The following is a 16,749-nucleotide window of genomic DNA, read 5'->3' as shown; positions in this document are numbered from 1 at the left end:
TCCTGCCCCCTCCCATCCCCGTCAGGGAACGCGCGCGACGCCCGCGTAGATGCCACTCTCCTCCGGCGTGGGCGGCTCCTCGCCCTCGCCGGACCACTCGGTGGCCGTCACCAGGCCGGGCGGCACTATGTCCAGGCCGTCGAAGAACCGGGCGACCTCGGCCCGGGTGCGGAAGCCGAGCCGGATGCCGCCCTTGGCGTACTGGGCGATCACCTGCTCCGCCAGCTCCGGGAAGAGGTCGATCGAGGCGTGCGACAGGACCAGGTGGCTGCCCGGGGGGAGGGTCTCCACCAGTGCGCGCACGATGCCGTGGGCGTCCTGGTCGTCCGGGACGAAGTGCATCAGGGCGATCAGCGACAGCGCGATCGGCCGGTCGAAGTCGAGGACCCCGCGGGCGTGCCGCACGATCTGAGCCGGCTCGCGGACATCGGCCTGGATGTAGTCCGTGGCGCCCTCGGGGCTGCCGGCCAGCAGCGCCTGAGCGTGCCGCAGCACGATCGGATCGTTGTCGGCGTAGACGACCCTGGCCCGCGGCACCGTCCGCTGGACTATCCGGTGCAGGTTGGGCTCGGTGGGGATGCCCGCGCCGATGTCCAGGAACTGGTCGACGCCCTGCGCTGCGAGGTGCGCCACCGCGCGGTTCATGAAGGCGCGGTTCTGCCGCGCCGCGTCCCGCGCCTGGGGCGGAAGCGTCTCGCCCACCGCCTCGTCGGCCGGGTAGTTGTCCTTGCCGCCCAGCAGCCAGTCGTAGACACGCGCGGGATGGGCCCGGCTCGTGTCGATGGGGGGAGGCTGGGAAGGGTCCGTCGTCATGGCAGGCTCCGTGGTCCGGGAGGTGACGCTGCGCCGGGTTCTCGATCATCGTACTGCCGTGCCATTTGGCCATGTTCCGTGCGTGCGGCGGAAGTCGGCGACGGCTCGGCATTCGCCGGAAGCGGCCCCGGAGCGGTTCCCGCCGCTCCGGGGCCGCACGGAGGCCGGCTCAGCCGGTGGGTGTACGCAGGACGGCGACTCCCCGGCCCGGCAGGACGACCGCTCCCGCGTCGTCGGCGGCGCCCACCAGGACCTCCCCGGCGGGGCCGGGAACGGTCACCGTGTCGTCGGTCCGGTTGACCAGGAACAGGAACCGTCCGCCGGGGCCGCGGCGCACGGTGGCCTCGACCCTGCCCCGCACCTCGGCGGGCAGTTCGCTCGTCACTCCGGCGGGCGCCAGGAGCCTCGGCAGCAGCGCGGCGAGGCCCTCGGCGCCGAGCCGGGTGGAGACGTAGGCGGCCGAGCCGCTGCCCGCGCCGCGCCGGGTGATCGCCGCGCGGCCCGCCTGCGCACCCGTGCGGTAGCGGGCGAGAACCTCCACCTCGGGCGCGGTGACGGTGATGCGGTCGGTCCACAGACCGCCGGTGCCGCCGTCGTCCAGCTCCACGCTCTGCCCGGCGGGCAGCGGGCCGAACTCCTCGACGCGGATGCCCAGCAGGTCGCGCAGGGCGCCCGGGTAACCGCCGAGCCACACGTGGTCGTTCTCGTCGACGACACCGGAGAAGTACGTGGTGACCAGGTGCCCGCCCTGCTCGGCGTAGCGCGTCAGGTCCTTGGCCAGCTCCGCCGTGACCAGGTGCAGCACCGGCGCGATCAGCACCCGGTGACGGCTCAGGTCGGCGCCGGTGGTCACGACGTCGGCGCGCACGCCCAGGGCGAGCAGCGCGGAGTACCAGTCGAGCGCCTCCTGGTGGTAGTCGAGCAGCGAGGTCGGGTGCGAGTCCTGCTCGCTCGCCCACCGCGACTCCCAGTCGAAGAGGATGGCGACCCCGGCCGGCTCCCGCTCGCTGCCGGCGACCGGCGCGAGGGTCTTCAGCGTGTCGCCGAGCGCGACGACCGAACGGAACAGGTCGCTGTCCGCCCCGGCGTGCGGGACCATCGCCGAGTGGTACTTCTCGGCGCCGGCCGCCGACTGGCGCCACTGGAAGAAGCAGACCGCGTCCGCGCCGTGCGCCACGTGCGTCAGCGAGTCGCGGGCCATGTCGCCGGGCCGCTTGGCCTGATTGACGGGCTGCCAGTTCACGGCACTGGTGGAGTGCTCCATCAGGAACCACGGACGGCCGCCCGCGATGCCGCTGGTGAGGTTCGCCGAGAACGACAGCTCGTCGCGGGCCTGCGGGTGCGGCACGACGTAGTGGTCGTTGGCGACGAAGTCCACCTCGGCGGCCCAGTCCGCGTAGTTCATGCCCTTGGTGCCGGGCATCACCATGAAGTTGGTGGTGACGGGGACGTCGGGGGTCACCTCCCGCAGGAGGTCCCGCTCCGCGCGCAGGTGGTCCTTGAGCGCGTCCGAGGAGAACCTCTTGAAGTCCAGCTGCTGGGTCGGATTCGGGTGCGAGGCCGCCAGCCGCGGCGGCAGCACCTCCGCCCAGTCGCCGTAGCGCTGCGACCAGAACGCCGTGCCCCAGGCGTGGTTGAGCGCGTCCGTCGTGCCGTACCGGGCGCGCAGCCAGTCCCGGAACGCACGGGCCGCGTCGTCGGAGTAGTCGTAGACGTTGTGGCAGCCCAGCTCGTTGTTGACGTGCCAGGCGACCAGCGCCGGGTGCCCGGCGTAGCGGGTGGCGAGTTCGCGCACCAGGCGCAGGGCGTGCTCGCGGAAGACCGGCGAGGTCGGGCGCCAGTGCTGGCGCGCTCCCGGCCACAGCGTCTCGCCCCGCTCGGTGACCGGGAGTATCTCGGGGTGCGCGGTGGTCAGCCAGGGCGGCGGGGAGGCGGTCGCGGTCGCCAGGTCGACGCCGACGCCGTACTCGTGCAGCAGGTCCATCACCTCGTCGAGCCAGGCGAAGTCCCAGGTGTCCGGGCCCGGCTGGATGCGGGCCCAGGAGAAGATGCCGAGCGACACGATGTTCACGCCGGCCTCGCGCATCAGCCGTACGTCCTCCTCCCACACCTCCCGGGGCCACTGCTCGGGGTTGTAGTCGGCGCCGTAGGCGAGGCGGGGGGCGGGCGCACCGTCCGTCCCGCGGTGCGCGCGGGAGTGGAGGGTGGAGATCATGGCGGTCCTTCCGGTGGGGGCGTGCGCTACTTCTCGACGGTGAAGCCCTGCTCCTCGCCGTACTCGACCGAGGCCTCCTGCCAGGACTCGAAGCCCTCGGCCAGTGTGGTGCCGGAGACGTAGGCCTTGCCGACGGTGTCGTTGAAGACCGAGTTCGCGTAGACCTGGTAGGGCAGGTACGACCAGTCGTCGGGGACCTCGGCGGCGGACTCGGCGAAGATCTTGTTGGCCTTCTGGCCGCCGAAGTACGGGAAGGCGGTGTCCTGGAACTCCGTGGACCGCAGATCCGCCGTGGTCGCCGGGAAGGCGCCGTTCTCCAGCCGGGTCCGCACGCCGTCCCCGGTGTTCGCGTACTCGACGAAGGCGTACGCCAGCGCCTCGTTCCCGCCCAGCTCCGGGAGCGCGAGCGCGCTGCCGCCGTTCTCCGCGCTGACCTTGCCGCCCGCGGTCCACTGCGGCATCGGGGCGACGCGCCAGTCACCGGAGGCCGCCTTAGCGCCGGACTCCAGGTTGGCGGGCATCCAGGCCCCGGTCGCCAGCGTCGCTATGCTGCCGTCGGCGAGGCCCTTGTACCACTCGTCGGTCCAGGCGGGCGCGGAGGCGAGCAGCTTCTCGTCGATGAGCTGCTGCCAGGTGCCGGTGAACGTCCTGGCACCCTGGTCGGAGAAGTCGATCCGCACCTTGGTGCCGTCGACCGTGTAGGGCCGCGAACCGGCCTGCCACAGCATGCTGGTGGCGAATCCGGCGTCGCCGTTGTCGGCGGTGATGTACGCCTTCGGGTCGGCCTTGTGCAGGTCGCGGGCGGCGTCCAGGTACTCGGCCCAGGTGGTGGGCACCTCGATGCCGTACTTGTCGAAGACCTTCTTGTTGTAGAAGAGCGCCATCGGTCCGGAGTCCATCGGCAGCCCGTAGATGCCGTCCGACCCGGCCTTCACGCCGTTCCACGGGCCGGGGGAGAACGTGGCGGAGAGCTTGTCGGCGCCGAAGGACTCGAGGTCGGTGAGCTGCTCGGTCAGGGCGAACTGGCCCATCGCGTAGTACTCGACCTGGGCGACGTCCGGGACGCCCTTCTTCGCCGAGACGGCGTTCTGCAGGGCCGTGTACTGGTCCTTGTTGGTACCGGCGTTGACGAGGTTCACCTTGACGCCCGGGTGCGCCTTCTCGAAGCCGGCGGCGACCTGCTTCAGCGTGGGTTCCCACGCCCAGACCGTGATCGTGCCGCCCTCCTTCAGGGCCGCCTGGACGTCCGCCTCGGAGACCGCCTTCCCGCTCGACCCCGCGTCGTCGGAGTCGCCGCAGGCGCTCGCCCCCAGGGCGAGGGCGCAGACGAGGGCCGTGCCGCGCAGGAGGCGGCGCGCGTGCGTGGACAGGTGTGTGGGCATGGGCGTGCTTCCACTTCTTCGTGGCCGGAACCGGCACCGTTGCGGGCTGACGAGGACGTTGGCGATGGGCGGAGCGGGCGGGGCTACTCCTTGACGCTTCCGGCGGCGAGCCCCGACTGCCAGTACTTCTGGAGCAGCAGGAACGCGGCGATCAGCGGCAGGACGGTGATCAGCGACCCGGTGACGACGAGGTGGAACACGGGCTCGCCGCCCGCGGTCGCGGCCTGCTGGTTCCAGCTGTTGAGCCCCAGGGTCAGCGGATACCAGTCGGGGTCCTTGAGCATGACCAGCGGCAGGAAGTAGTTGTTCCAGGTCGCCACCATGGTGAACAGCAGGACGGTGACGATGCCGGGTGCCAGCAGCGGCAGGGCCACCCGGAAGAAGGTGCGGACCTCGCCCGCCCCGTCGATACGGGCGGCCTCCATCAGCTCGGCCGGGATCGCCTCGGTGGCGAACACCCACATCAGATAGAGGCCGAACGGCGAGATCAGGGACGGGACGATCACCGCCCAGGGCGTGTCGGTGAGCCCCATCTCGCTGAACATCAGGAAGGTCGGCACCGCCAGCGCCGTCCCCGGCACGGCCACCGCGCCGATGACGACGGCGAAGACGGCACGCCGGCCGGGGAAGCGGAACTTGGCGAGCGCGTAGCCGCCGAGCACGGCGAGGAAGGTCGCGCCGCCCGCGCCGAGCCCCACGTACAGCAGGGTGTTCAGCAGCCAGCGGGTGAAGACGCCGCCGTCGTAGGTGAACGTCTCGCCGATGTTGTCCCACAGCGCGAAGTCGCCGTCGAACCAGAGGCCGAAGGAACGGGACAGCCCCTCCTGCGTCTTGGTGGCGCTGAAGGCCAGCCAGACCAGCGGCACCAGGCTGTACAGCAGCACCAGCGAGGTGAGCAGGGTCAGCGGCACGCTGCGCCGGGGCCGGTCGGCGGAGTGCCGGCGCCGGGACGCGCGCAGCCGGGGCGAGGGCCCCGGGGTGCGAGAGGGCGCGGGGGCGGACGGGTCCGGGGCGGTGGTGGCGGCCGGGCTGGTCATCGCTGCTTCACGCTCCCTTGCGCATGCCGCGCAGCTGCACGACGTAGGCGACGGCCATGGTGATCAGGCCCATGACGACGGCGACCGTCGCGGAGTAGTTCTGCTGCCGGCCGTTGAAGGACAGCGCGTACGTGTAGGAGTTCGGCGTGTAGTCCGTGGTGATGGCGTTGCGCGCCAGGGGCTGCAGGATGCTGGGCTCGTTGAAGAGCTGGAAGCTGCCGATGACCGAGAAGATCGTGGCGATCACCAGGGCCCCGCGGATGGCCGGGAGCTTGATCGCGGTGATCACGCGGATCTGTCCTGCGCCGTCGATCTGGGCCGCCTCGTACAGCGAGTGCGGGACGACCCGCAGCGCCGCGTAGAAGATCAGCATGTTGTAGCCGGTGAACTCCCAGGTCACGATGTTGCCGATGGACGCCAGCACCAGGTCGGGGGAGAGCGGGTCGGGCAGCGAGACGCCCAGCGCACTGCTGATGTCGCCGACCAGACCGAAGCGGGTGCCGTACATGAAGCCCCACATCAAGGTGGCCACCACGGCGGGCACGGCGTACGGCAGGAAGACGGAGATGCGGAAGAAGTCCCGGCCGTACAGGCGTCCGCTGTCCAGCGCCAGGGCCACCAGGAGCGCGATGCCGAGCATGACCGGGACCTGCACGGCGAGGAAGAGCGAGACCCGGCCGAGCGAGGCCCAGAACCGGTCGTCGCTCAGCGCCTCGCCGTAGTTGTCGAGGCCGACGAAGGTGGTTCCGCCGATGAGCCGGTCGCGGAAGAGGCTGAGGTAGAGCGAGTAGGCGATCGGCGCGAGGAAGACCAGGGCGAAGACGGCCACGAAGGGAGCGAGGAAGCCCCACCCGGTCCAGGAACGGCGGTCCCGCCGCACCGGGGGCGGGGCAGGCCGCGGCTCGGCGGCGGCCGGCGGTTGCAGCGTCGTCATGTCGTTCCTCGCTCGTCACGTCCCGAAGCGTCCTGGAGCCTCGTCATGTTTACGTAAACATCACGCACCGCGAGGAGCGCGGGGAGGCAGGTGAGTGCTGTTATGTTTACGTAAACATTCGGTGGCGGCATGTCTACACTGCCCCGAGGACGACGGTCAAGGGTCCTTCGGGAGCCGGGGCCCGACAGGCGCGGAGAGGTGGCGGAGGGCAGTGGAGACGGCTGAGGAAGTCGCGGACGCCCGGGACGCGGGCCCGCGGCGCCGGCGCGGCGGCCGGACGCCCACGGCGTCGATGGCGGACGTGGCCCGGCTGGCGGGGGTCTCCTCGCAGACCGTCTCGCGGGTCTCCAACGGCTACGCGGGCGTGACGGAGGAGACCCGGCGTCAGGTGCTGGCGGCCATGAAGGAGTTGGGCTACCGGCCCAACAGCGCGGCCCGGGCCCTCAAGCGCGGGGAGTTCCGCACCATCGGCGTCATCACCTTCTCGCTGGCCACCACGGGCAACGTGCGCACCCTGGAGGCCATCGCCACCTCCGCCGCGAGCGAGGGGTACGCGGTGACGCTGCTGCCGGTCGCCGTCCCCACCCAGGACGAGGTGCGCGGAGCCTTCTCCCGGCTGGAGGAGCTGGCCGTCGACGCGGTCATCGTCATCATGGAGGTCCACCTCCTCGACGCGGGCTCCCTGACCCTGCCGCCGCACGTCCAGGTCGTCGTGGTCGACTCCGACGCGGGCGACCACTACACGGTCGTCGACACCGACCAGGCCGGCGGCTCCCGGACCGCCGTACGGCATCTGCTGGACCTCGGGCACGACACGGTGTGGCACCTGGCCGGCCCCGAGGGCTCCTTCGCCGCCCAGCGCCGCGCCGACGCCTGGCACCACACCCTGACCGCGGCCGGCCGCACCCCGCCGCCGCTCGTCCGGGGCGACTGGTCGGCCCAGTCCGGCTACCGGGCCGGCCTGGAACTCGCCGCCCGCGCGGAGTGCACCGCCGTCTTCGCGGCCAACGACCAGATGGCCCTCGGCCTGCTGCGCGCCCTGCACGAACACGGACGGCGCGTGCCGGAGGACGTCAGCGTCATCGGCTTCGACGACATCGCCGAGGCCGGTTCCTTCCTGCCCCCGCTGACCACCGTCCACCAGGACTTCGCCGAGGTCGGCCGGCTGTGCGTCCAGGCCGTCCTGCGCACGATGCGCGAGGCCGGCCCGCACCGGGGCACGACCCTGGTGCCGACGCGGCTGGTGACCCGGGCGAGCACCGCGCCACCCCCGGCGTAGCGGGCACGAGAGCGGCCGAAGGGGACGTACGGCCGGTTTGGGGGCGGTCCGGAGGGTAACCCCACAAGCCGACCGTCGTCCCCCCACGCCTGGGAGAGCCTCATGACCCGAGTCGCCGACTACGTGCTCCAGCGCCTGTCCGAGTGGGGCGTACAGCGGGTCTACGGCTACCCGGGTGACGGCATCAACGGTCTGCTCGGCGCGTTCGACCGGGCGGAGGGGAAACCGGAGTTCATCCAGGCCCGGCACGAGGAGACGGCCGCGTTCATGGCCTGCGGCCACGCCAAGTTCACCGGCGAGGTGGGCTGTTGCGTCGCCACGTCCGGCCCCGGCGCGGTGCACCTGCTCAACGGGCTGTACGACGCCAAGCTCGACCACCAGCCCGTGGTGGCGGTGGTCGGACAGCAGAAGCGGCTGTCGCTCGGCAGCCACTACCAGCAGGAGATCGCCCTCGACCAGCTCTTCGCGGACGTGTCCGAGTACTGCCAGATGATCGTGCACCCGGGCCAGGCCCGGCACGTCGTCGACCGGGCCTTCAAGACCGCGCTGACCAGCCGGGGCGTCGCCACCATCATCATCCCCAACGACATCCAGGAGGAGGAGGCCCAGCCGTCCCCGCCCAGGGAGCACGGCTCCGTCTTCTCCAGCGTGGGCTGGAGCCGGCCCCGGGTGCTGCCCGACCTCGACGAGCTGCGCAAGGCCGCCGACGTGCTCAACGCGGGCAAGAAGGTCGCCATGCTGATCGGCCAGGGCGCCGCCGACGCGGAGGCCGAGGTGATCGAGGTCGCCGAACTGCTCGGCGCGGGCGTCGCCAAGGCGCTGCTCGGCCGCGAGGTTCTGCCCGACGACCTGCCGTACGTCACCGGGCCCATCGGTCTGCTGGGCAGCAAGGCCAGCGACAACATGATCAAGGGGTGCGACACCCTGCTCATGGTCGGCAGCAGCTTCCCCTACTCGGAGTGGCTGCCGGAGGAGGGCCAGGCGCGCGGCGTCGAGATCGACATCGACGGCCCCATGATCGGCATCCGCTACCCGATGGACGCCCACGTCGTCGGCGACGCCAGGGAGACCCTGCGCGCCCTCGTCCCGATGCTCCGGCGCAAGGAGGACCGCGGCTGGCGGGAGAAGATCGAGAAGGACGTCCGGGAGTGGCACGACCTGTGCGACCGCTGGGCGGGCGAGCACTTCGGCAAGACCATCAACCCCCAGGCCGTCGCCGCCGAACTGTCGCCGCGGCTGCCGGACGACGTCATCCTGACGGCCGACTCCGGATCGGGCACCAACTGGTGGGCCCGCCACCTCAAGCTCCGCGACGGCATGCGGGCCTCGCTCTCCGGCACCCTCGCCACCATGGGCCCGGGTACGCCGTACGCCATCGCGGCGCGGTTCGCCTACCCGGACCGGCCGGTGATCGCCTTCGTCGGGGACGGCGCGTTCCAGATGAACGGCATGAACGAGATGATCACCGTCAAGCGGTACCTGGACCGCCTGTCCGGCTCGGCCCCGTTCGTCTTCTGCATCTTCAACAACCAGGACCTGAACCAGGTGACCTGGGAGCAGCGGGCCATGTCCGGCGACCCCAAGTACCCCGGGTCCCAGGTCATCCCCGACGTGCCCTACGCCGCCTACGCCGAACTCCTCGGCCTCAAGGGCATCGTCTGCGACGACCCCAAGAAGGTCGGCGCCGCCTGGGAGGAGGCGCTCGGCGCGGGCCGGCCCGTGGTCCTGGAGTTCAAGGTGGACGCGGAGATCGCGCCGATCCCGCCGCACATCATGAAGGACCAGGGCAAGAAGGCCGTCAAGGCCGCGCTGCACGACCCGGAGGCCACCGGCATCGCCACCAAGGGCGTACGTCAGAAGCTCACCGAGTACGCCGAGCGTCTCCCCGGCCGGGGCAAGAAGTGAGCGGCGCGCGCCACCGCGGGACGAAGGGCACCGAGGTCGTCACCGGCGCGACCGGCGGCATGGGCCGGGCCGCGGCGCGGGCCTTCGGCGCCCGCGGAGCCGCGGTGGCCGCCGCGGCCCTCGCGGGCGGCCTGCGCCGGCGCGCCGGCTGACCCGGGCCGGGCCGGCCGTCCGGGCCCGGGCGGAGGGCGCCGTCGCGGTATCAGTCCGGTCTGCGGTCGATGTTCCGCGCCCACCAATGGTGCTCGCAGAACCAGTGCCCGACCATCGCGCCGCCGAAGACGACGAACCCGACCCCGATCAGCCAGGACTCCACCACCAGCACGATGCCGACCGCGCCGTAGCTGAAGGCGTTGTCGAGGATGAGCGGCGTGAAGAAGAGGTACGAGAAGCCGCGCAGCCCGATCAGGCCCACCATCGTGGCGAGCGCGCCCGGCAGCAGGTCGCGCCAGCGGACCTGGCCGCCGAGCAGGAAGTGCTGACCCCACCAGAAGAACAGGATGCCGCTCGCGGTCGACAGCGCGATCCGTGCCGACCCGTGCAGCGCGGTCCGCGTCTGCACCTCCTGGTAGAGGTAGGCGGTCAGCAGGATCACCCAGGTCATCTGGCGCCAGATGCGGTGCCACGGCCCGGAGGGCAGTTCCCAGATGCGCTCGTAGCCGTTCTGCACGCTCGCCGCGAAGGACACGCCGAACACGCCGAGCAGGATTCCACCCCAGACGCTGGTCGTGCCGACGACCTTGGTCGGTGGGCTGATGATGTCGGTCAGCACGCGCGCCGACCGCCCGGACAGGCCCATCCCGTCGGCCAGCCACGAGGCGAAGCCCCCGCGGCCCAGCGGATCGGCCGCGGCCACCACGATCAGCAGCGGCGCCAGAGTGACCAGGGCGAGCGTGGCGAAGCCCATGGCCCGGTGCATCAGCTCCAGGTCCCGGCCGCGCCGGACGAGGGCGGACGCGGCCAGCCAGTCCCACGCACGGTGGAACGGCCGCCACAACCGGTTCACGGGTGCTCCTCGGGCGTCCTTCGATGGCTCGCGACGGGGAACTGAGTGACCCGGCCGCCGCCCGGGCAAACGTCGGTGCACCCGGACGGCCCGTCCGGCGGCCCCGCAAGGGCTCGCCGGACGGGGGAGCGGCCGGTGGTCCCGGCCTCAGGGATCGGAGCGCTGCTGGGCCTCCCGCATACGCTCGTTGTGCCAGGCGATGCCGGCGCGTATCTGGGACTCCTGGAGGCCCGTCCGGCAGCCGAGCTGCTCCATGGAGAGGGCCTGCGGCCCGGCGGTCAGGACGCGGGTCAGCTTCGCCGCCCACAGTTCCTCGTCCACGAAGGGCCGCTGCGCGTACCCTTCCTTGATCACGTCGAAGTGTTCGTCCGAGCACGTGGTGATGAGCCGGAGCCCGTCGACGTGCTCGTTGACGGCGTGCGCCGCGGAGGAGTCCGGCACGTAGCCGGTCACGGACTCGTTCTCGGGGAAGACCCTGGCGCACAGGTCGCACAGTTCCACGGGGACCGGCTCGGCGGTCCGACGGCCCTTTCTGCCCTTGCGCTTCCACATGGCGACTCCCGGGGGTCGGCGTCCGAAATGCCGGAGTTACCCGCGGGGAGGGAAGCAAACGCCCCGCGGGTGGGAGACCCGGCCGAAGCCGGTCGCCGTCAGGCCAGCCTGACCGGCAGCTCGAACAGGTCGTTCTGCGTGACCACCGGCTTGTTGCGCAGCTCGGCGACCGGCACCGCCAGGTCCAGGCGCGGGAAGCGGGCGTAGAGCGCCGGGAGGGCCACGCCGGCCTCCATCCGCGACAGGGCGGCGCCCGGGCACACGTGCGGGCCGTGGCCGAAGGAGATGTGCCGGTTCCCGGAGGTGCGCGTGACGTCGAAGGAGCCCGCCGTCGGACCGTGCGCCCGCTCGTCACGGCCCAGCGCGCCGTACGACACGATCAGCGCGTCCCCGGCGGGTATCACCTTCTCGCCCACCGGCACGTCCTCGGTGGCGAACCGGATCAGGACGTGCGACGTCGGCGTCGAGAAGCGCAGCGTCTCCTCGATCACGGCGGACCAGTCGGCCTTCCCGGAGAGCACCAGGTCCCGCTGCTCGGGATGGGCGGACAGGTTCACCACGGCGTTGACGATCAGCGAGATCGTCGTCTCGTGCCCGGCCGCCACCATGAGCTGGAGGGTGGAGACGATCTCCGCGTCGGTGAGGTGGTCGCCGTTCTCGGACGCCTGGATCAGCGCGCTCGTCAGGTCGTCACCGGGCGCCGCGCGCTTCGCGGCGACCGTCTCCCCCATGACCGAGGCCAGTTCGGTGAGGGTCGCCACGACCTCCTCGGGCGGCGTCTGCGTCGAGAAGAACTTCTCGAACAGCACCTTCAGGCGGGGCAGCCGCGCCTCGTCGATGCCCATCAGGTCGGCGATGACGTACATGGGCAGCGGGTAGGCGAAGGCCGCCTTGAGGTCGACGACGCCGTCCGCGGGCAGTTCGTCGAGCAGCCGGTCGGTCAGCTCGGTGATCCGCCCCCGCATGTGCTCCACCCGGCGTGCCGTGAGCGCCTGCGCCACCAGGGTGCGCAGCCGGCGGTGCTCGGCCCCGTCCACGGTGAGCATCGAGCGGCCCGGGTTGGCCAGTCCGATCAGCGGCCAGTCGGCGGGGATCTCGCCGCGCCGCCAGGCACCCCACACCTCGATGTCCTTGACCAGCCGGGGGTCCGTCAGGAGCGCCTTGGCCTCCGCGTGGTGCGTGACCGCCCAGACCGGCACGCCGCCCGGCAGTTCCACGGCGGCCAGCGGCCCGGCCGCGCGCAGCCGCGCGCCCTCGCCGTCCAGGTCGGTGACGAACGGGTCCAGCGGGATCCGGGCTTCTTCGGTACCGGTCGTCATGCTGACGTGCCTCCCAGGGCAGTGGTCGGGGTGAACCGCACGGGCAACTCGGTCAGCCCCCGCAGCCAGGGCGAGGGGCGACGGGTGAGGGACCCGGCGGGCACCGCCAGGTCGATGTCCGGCAGCCGGTCGAGCACGACCTCGATGCCGGTGCGCGCGATGACCTCGGCGACCTCCTGCGCGGGGAACGGGCAGCGGTGCTCTCCGTGGCCGAAGGAGAAGTGCGCGTTGTTGCCGCCGGTGAGCGCGGAGCCGTCGGTGCGCACCTGCGGGTCCGAGTTGGCGCCCTGCAGCCCGAGCAGCACCAGGTCGCCGGCGCGGATGCGGCGCCCGCCGAGCTGCGTGTCCCGCGCGGCCCAGCGGCCGGCCACGTTCTGCGTGGGCGTGTCCTCCCACAGCACCTCGTTCATGGCCTCGGCGACACTGTTGCGGCCGCCGAAGAGGGAGGCGGCGAAGCGGTCGTCGGTCAGCATCAGCCGCAGTGAGTTGCCGATCCAGTCCGCCGTCGGCTGGTGACCCGCCGCCATCATGACCATCAGGTCCTGGGCGATCTCCTCCTCGCTGAAGCCGCTGTCGTCGGCCAGCATCCGGGAGGCGACGTCGTCGGCGGGCGCCGCCTTCCGTTCGGCCAGCAGCGTCGCCATCGACGTGCCGAGGTGCGTCTGGCCCGCCAGGGCCCGCTCCCTGCCGTCGATCATGTCGTTGAGCGCGGTGACCAGCGCCGGGCCCTGCTCGTCGGAGAAGCCGTACAGGCGGGCCAGCACCCGCACCGGCAGCAGCATGGCGTAGTCGCCGACGAGGTCGGCCTCGCCCTTCGCGCACAGCCGGTCGACGAGTTCGTCGGCGAACCGCTCGGCGTGGGCCCGCAGCAGGTGCGGGTCGACGGCCTCCAGCGCGTCGCTGATCATCGCGGCGCGCTCGCGGTGCCGCTCCCCGACCGTGTACAGGATCGACGGCTGCTTGCGGCCGATCATCGGCAGCAGCGGCCAGTCGTCGGGGATGTTCTCCCACTGGTTCCACAGGTCCGAGTCCCGGCTGAACAGCACCGGGTCGCCGGTCACCTGGTGCAGCTCGCGGTAGCCGAGCACCAGCCAGGCCGGTACGCCGCCGTCCAGCACCACCGGTGTGACGGCGCCGTGCTCGCGCCTCATCTGCCGGTACAGCAGGGCCGGTTCGGTCTGGAAGCGGGGTCCGCCGAGCGGTACGGCGTCCTGGACGTCGCGGGCGTCGGTGCTCACACGAACTCCTGTCGGGGTGGGGCGGCGTAACGGGTCCGCAGATGCTCGACCAGCGTGATCAGCACCTGCTTGCTGGACTCGCGGGACCTGGCGTCGCAGGACACCAGCGGCACCCGCGGGTCCAGGTCCAGGGCCTCGCGGACCGCCTCGGGCGCATGCTCAGGGCCGCCGAAGTCGTTGCAGGCGACGATGAACGGCGTGCCGTGGTGCTCCAGGCGGTCGATGGCGTACCAGGAGTCGTCGATGCGCCGGGTGTCGACGAGCACGACCGCCCCGAGGGTGCCGGAGAACAGCCGGTCCCACAGGAACCAGAACCGTTCCTGGCCGGGCGCGCCGAACAGGTACAGCACGTTGTGCGCGTCGAGGCTGATGCGGCCGAAGTCGAAGGCGACGGTCGTCGCGGACTTGCCGCTCACCTCGCTGATGTCGTCGACCGCCGCACCGGCCTGCGTCATCGTCTCCTCGGTGTTGAGGGGACGAATCTCGCTGACCGAGCGGACCATGGTCGTCTTGCCGACCCCGAACCCGCCCACGACCACGATCTTCAGGCCGTTGTCTGCGGACGCGCCCAGCGGGGTGCGCTCCGGGGCGCTCGCCGGGGTACGGGCGTCAGAGATTGCGGAGTCCAACGAGCACCTGCTCCAGGATGTCGGGGTCGGGAACGGCTGCGGTGTGCGGGTGACGTGCGCTCACCCGGCCGGCGGCGTGCAGGTCGGAGAGCAGGATCTTGGTGATGCTCACCGGGAGCCGCAGTTCGGCGGCGATCTCCACCACCGCCGTGGGCGCCTCGGCCAGCCGCAGGATCGCCGTGTGCTCCGACTGCATGCCGGGGGTCGGTTCGCACTCGGCGACCACGAGGGTGACCAGGTCGAAGGGATGGTCGGAGCCCGAGCTGCTGCGTCCCTGCGTGACGGTGTACAGGCGGTCGGGCGCGTCGTCCCTGCCGGGGCGGCTCATGACGTGCGCGGCTGCGCGGTGAGGTGTTCGCCGAGCTGTTCGATCAGCTCGCTCATGTTGTGCCCGACGAGTCCCGCGTCCGCGTCCTCCGAGGTGACGACGGCCAGGTGGGCGCCCGAACCGGCCTCCACGATGAACAGGATGCCGCCGTAGAACTCGGTCATCGCCGAGCGCACGCCGCCGCTGCCGTCGCCGAACTCCACGGAGGCGCCGTGGGACAGCGACTGGATGCCGGCGGCGATGGCGGACAGCTGGTCGGCCTGGTCGACGGAGAGTTCCGGGGTGCGGCACAGCTTGAGTCCGTCACGGGAGAGGACGAGCGCGTGCCGCGCGCCCGGAGTGCGCTCCAGGAGGCCCTCGATGAGCCAGGTGAGCTTCTCGTCGGCGGTGGTCGAGCCGGTCATGGAGTGGTGTCGCCTTCCGGGTGCGCGGGTGAGGGGGACGGGTGGTCGGGGGCTGCCTCGGCCGGTTCGGGGGTGGCGCCGGTGGTGTTCCTGACGGCCTGGCGGAAGCTGCTGAAGCGGGCGGCGCGTGCCTTCGCCTCGTCGGCCGACGGGGCGGGGCGCGGCTCGGCGGTGCGGGCGGCGGCGCGGGCGCGTTCGGCGGCGGCCAGGGTCCGGCCGCGGCGGCGTTTGGGCAGCTCCGTGGGCAAGGACGGGTCCGTCGCCGGGGCCGGGGCCGGGTCCTGGCCGCCGGTTCCGTGACGGTCCCGGTCGCCGGCTCCGTCCAGGTCCTCTTCCCGTGCCCGGTCCCGGCCGCCGTCGCTGTCCCTGCTCCGGTCGGCCCGGTCGGCGAGGTCGTGGACGGGCGACGGTTCGGCGGCCGTGACCGGGACCGGTTCGGCGGCGGGCGGCGCCGGGGTGTCCTGCCGGTCGGCCGGGACCGCCACCGTCACCGCCGCCGGTGCCTCCGCGACGGCGGGGCCGCTCAGGATGTCCTGGGGGACGAGCATCAGGACGCCCGTGCCGCCGCGTGCGGACGGCCGGAAGGACACCTTCAGCCCGTACTTGGCCGACAGCCGTCCCACGACGGCCAGGCCCAGCCGGGTGCCGGTCAGACCGCCGAGCCCCGCCGTCTCACCGGCCACCGCCTGCTGGGCCCGGCGCAGTTGCACGTCGCCCATCACCAGCCCGCTGTCCTCCACGGACACGATGACCCCGGCCGGCACCTCCTCGACGTACACGTGGACCTCCGCCGTCGGCGGGGAGAAGTTCGCCGCGTTGTCGAGGAGTTCGGCCAGGGCGTGCATGACACCCTCGGCGGCGTGCCCGGCGACCGCGGTGTCGCTCGTGGAGTGCACGCGCACCCGCTGGTAGCCGGCGATCCGGCCCATGGCGCCGCGCAGAATGGACTCCATGCCGATCGGCCGCGCCCAACGGCGGCCGGAGCGGGCGCCGGTGAGCACGGCGACGGAGTCGGCGAGCCGCCCCGCCTGCGCGGTGCGGTGGTCGAGGTGGAGCAGGTCGGCCAGGACCTCCTCGTCGCTGTGCCGCTCCTCCATGGCCCGCAGGTCGGCCAGCATGCCGGTGGCCAGCGCCTGCATGCGGCCGGCCGCGTTCGCCGTCGCGGACACGGCGGCGGCACGTTCGGCGGTGGCGCGTTTGAGCCGTGCGTCGAGGCGGGCGGTCCCCTCGGTGAGCCGTGCCACCTCCTGGGCCCGCTCGTTCTCCAGACGCGCGCGCTCCTGTGCGAAACCGTCCGCGAGCCGTTCCCGCCCGCGCGTGAACTCGGCGACCAGGGAGCCGCGTTCACGATCGGCCTCGGCGGCGGCGCGGGCCCGTTCGGCGTCCGCCTCCCTCCGGGTGGCCGCCAGCAGCCGGCGCGCGGCCCGCTCCGCGCGGACGGCGTGCACGGCCGCCGTCAGCGCCGCGCAGAGCAGGATCGCCGCGGCGCCGGCGCCCAGGCCGAGCGGAAGGCGTACCGAGGGGGGCGCGGCGGCGACGGCGCCGCCGACGACCAGCGCCGACACGACGGCGCACGGCAGGGCCACTGCTGCGAGGGCGCGGGGAGGGGGGCGGTCGCCGGGGCGGGCGGGCGCGGTCATCAATCGGGTCCTCGCCAGGCCGCCGGAGGCGGCCCTCGTGTCGTCCAACGGGGCGCATGCGAGCAGCG

The 16,749-nt window shown here is 72.5% G+C and carries 16 protein-coding genes; 3 read left to right on the top strand and 13 right to left on the bottom strand.

Annotation, left to right across the window (positions count from 1 at the left end; genetic code table 11):
• Positions 1 to 21: 21 nt before the first annotated feature.
• The 5 genes from EV562_RS31745 to EV562_RS31725 all read right to left on the bottom strand — a co-directional run bounded on the left by EV562_RS31745 (position 22) and on the right by EV562_RS31725 (position 6,381).
• On the bottom strand, positions 22 to 813 hold the full coding sequence (locus tag EV562_RS31745) for an SAM-dependent methyltransferase (RefSeq protein ID WP_133890312.1): 792 nt from the start codon (positions 811 to 813) through the stop codon (positions 22 to 24).
• Positions 814 to 982: 169 nt separating this feature from the next.
• Entirely contained in the window at positions 983 to 3,028 is a 2,046-nt protein-coding gene (locus EV562_RS31740; RefSeq protein WP_133890311.1) for a beta-galactosidase, read from the bottom strand.
• 26 nt (positions 3,029 to 3,054) lie between these two features.
• Positions 3,055 to 4,410 carry a sugar ABC transporter substrate-binding protein gene (locus tag EV562_RS31735; protein WP_133890310.1) on the bottom strand — a complete coding sequence of 452 codons (1,356 nt, stop codon included), beginning with the start codon at positions 4,408 to 4,410 and terminating at the stop codon, positions 3,055 to 3,057.
• A gap of 83 nt (positions 4,411 to 4,493) precedes the next feature.
• On the bottom strand, positions 4,494 to 5,447 hold the full coding sequence (locus EV562_RS31730; RefSeq protein WP_133890309.1) for a carbohydrate ABC transporter permease: 954 nt from the start codon (positions 5,445 to 5,447) through the stop codon (positions 4,494 to 4,496).
• A 7-nt stretch (positions 5,448 to 5,454) separates the two neighbouring features.
• Entirely contained in the window at positions 5,455 to 6,381 is a 927-nt protein-coding gene (locus EV562_RS31725) for a sugar ABC transporter permease (RefSeq protein ID WP_133890308.1), read from the bottom strand.
• Positions 6,382 to 6,592: 211 nt separating this feature from the next.
• On the opposite strand from EV562_RS31725, the gene EV562_RS31720 reads away from it, so the two are divergent.
• The 3 genes from EV562_RS31720 (at position 6,593) to EV562_RS35235 (ending at position 9,717) form a co-directional block, all read left to right on the top strand.
• Entirely contained in the window at positions 6,593 to 7,660 is a 1,068-nt protein-coding gene (locus EV562_RS31720; protein ID WP_133890307.1) for a LacI family DNA-binding transcriptional regulator, read from the top strand.
• Positions 7,661 to 7,762: 102 nt separating this feature from the next.
• Complete coding sequence (locus EV562_RS31715) at positions 7,763 to 9,565, top strand: thiamine pyrophosphate-requiring protein (protein WP_133890306.1); 1,803 nt, start codon at positions 7,763 to 7,765, stop codon at positions 9,563 to 9,565.
• On the top strand, positions 9,562 to 9,717 hold the full coding sequence (locus EV562_RS35235) for a hypothetical protein (protein ID WP_166662092.1): 156 nt from the start codon (positions 9,562 to 9,564) through the stop codon (positions 9,715 to 9,717). Before EV562_RS31715 ends, EV562_RS35235 begins: the two co-directional genes overlap by 4 nt.
• Positions 9,718 to 9,767: 50 nt before the next feature.
• Here EV562_RS35235 and EV562_RS31710 read toward each other — a convergent pair whose 3' ends face one another.
• From EV562_RS31710 to EV562_RS31675, 8 genes are all read right to left on the bottom strand, one after another.
• Positions 9,768 to 10,571 carry a ribonuclease BN gene (locus tag EV562_RS31710; RefSeq protein WP_133890305.1) on the bottom strand — a complete coding sequence of 268 codons (804 nt, stop codon included), beginning with the start codon at positions 10,569 to 10,571 and terminating at the stop codon, positions 9,768 to 9,770.
• 147 nt (positions 10,572 to 10,718) lie between these two features.
• Positions 10,719 to 11,123 carry a hypothetical protein gene (locus EV562_RS31705; RefSeq protein WP_133890304.1) on the bottom strand — a complete coding sequence of 135 codons (405 nt, stop codon included), beginning with the start codon at positions 11,121 to 11,123 and terminating at the stop codon, positions 10,719 to 10,721.
• Between the two features lie 98 nt (positions 11,124 to 11,221).
• Positions 11,222 to 12,442 carry a cytochrome P450 gene (locus EV562_RS31700; protein ID WP_133890303.1) on the bottom strand — a complete coding sequence of 407 codons (1,221 nt, stop codon included), beginning with the start codon at positions 12,440 to 12,442 and terminating at the stop codon, positions 11,222 to 11,224.
• Complete coding sequence (locus tag EV562_RS31695; protein WP_133890302.1) at positions 12,439 to 13,680, bottom strand: cytochrome P450; 1,242 nt, start codon at positions 13,678 to 13,680, stop codon at positions 12,439 to 12,441. Before EV562_RS31695 ends, EV562_RS31700 begins: the two co-directional genes overlap by 4 nt.
• On the bottom strand, positions 13,677 to 14,309 hold the full coding sequence (locus EV562_RS31690; protein WP_208298467.1) for an ATP/GTP-binding protein: 633 nt from the start codon (positions 14,307 to 14,309) through the stop codon (positions 13,677 to 13,679). The genes EV562_RS31695 and EV562_RS31690 overlap by 4 nt, the downstream gene beginning before the upstream one ends.
• Positions 14,290 to 14,637 (bottom strand): DUF742 domain-containing protein, encoded by a 348-nt coding sequence (locus EV562_RS31685; RefSeq protein WP_133890301.1) that lies wholly within the window; start codon positions 14,635 to 14,637, stop codon positions 14,290 to 14,292. Before EV562_RS31685 ends, EV562_RS31690 begins: the two co-directional genes overlap by 20 nt.
• Entirely contained in the window at positions 14,634 to 15,041 is a 408-nt protein-coding gene (locus tag EV562_RS31680) for a roadblock/LC7 domain-containing protein (protein ID WP_133890300.1), read from the bottom strand. Before EV562_RS31680 ends, EV562_RS31685 begins: the two co-directional genes overlap by 4 nt.
• Positions 15,038 to 16,681: an ATP-binding protein gene (locus tag EV562_RS31675; RefSeq protein WP_133890299.1), complete on the bottom strand. Its 1,644-nt coding sequence runs from the start codon at positions 16,679 to 16,681 to the stop codon at positions 15,038 to 15,040. The genes EV562_RS31680 and EV562_RS31675 overlap by 4 nt, the downstream gene beginning before the upstream one ends.
• Positions 16,682 to 16,749 lie beyond the last annotated feature (68 nt).

This window comes from Streptomyces sp. BK208 (assembly GCF_004364245.1).
Classification (GTDB): domain Bacteria; phylum Actinomycetota; class Actinomycetes; order Streptomycetales; family Streptomycetaceae; genus Streptomyces.
Note: the sequence above shows the minus strand (reverse complement) of the source record. Positions and strands in the feature narration are given on the sequence as shown.

Bases quoted from the DNA above. Each gene is read 5' to 3' on its own strand.
- EV562_RS31745 (WP_133890312.1), bottom strand. From the start codon at position 813: ATGACGACGGACCCTTCCCAGCCTCCCCCCATCGACACGAGCCGGGCC.
- EV562_RS31740 (WP_133890311.1), bottom strand. From the start codon at position 3,028: ATGATCTCCACCCTCCACTCCCGCGCGCACCGCGGGACGGACGGTGCG.
- EV562_RS31735 (WP_133890310.1), bottom strand. From the start codon at position 4,410: ATGCCCACACACCTGTCCACGCACGCGCGCCGCCTCCTGCGCGGCACG.
- EV562_RS31730 (WP_133890309.1), bottom strand. From the start codon at position 5,447: ATGACCAGCCCGGCCGCCACCACCGCCCCGGACCCGTCCGCCCCCGCG.
- EV562_RS31725 (WP_133890308.1), bottom strand. From the start codon at position 6,381: ATGACGACGCTGCAACCGCCGGCCGCCGCCGAGCCGCGGCCTGCCCCG.
- EV562_RS31715 (WP_133890306.1), top strand. From the start codon at position 7,763: ATGACCCGAGTCGCCGACTACGTGCTCCAGCGCCTGTCCGAGTGGGGC.
- EV562_RS31705 (WP_133890304.1), bottom strand. From the start codon at position 11,123: ATGTGGAAGCGCAAGGGCAGAAAGGGCCGTCGGACCGCCGAGCCGGTC.
- EV562_RS31700 (WP_133890303.1), bottom strand. From the start codon at position 12,442: ATGACGACCGGTACCGAAGAAGCCCGGATCCCGCTGGACCCGTTCGTC.
- EV562_RS31685 (WP_133890301.1), bottom strand. From the start codon at position 14,637: ATGAGCCGCCCCGGCAGGGACGACGCGCCCGACCGCCTGTACACCGTC.
- EV562_RS31680 (WP_133890300.1), bottom strand. From the start codon at position 15,041: ATGACCGGCTCGACCACCGCCGACGAGAAGCTCACCTGGCTCATCGAG.
- EV562_RS31675 (WP_133890299.1), bottom strand. From the start codon at position 16,681: ATGACCGCGCCCGCCCGCCCCGGCGACCGCCCCCCTCCCCGCGCCCTC.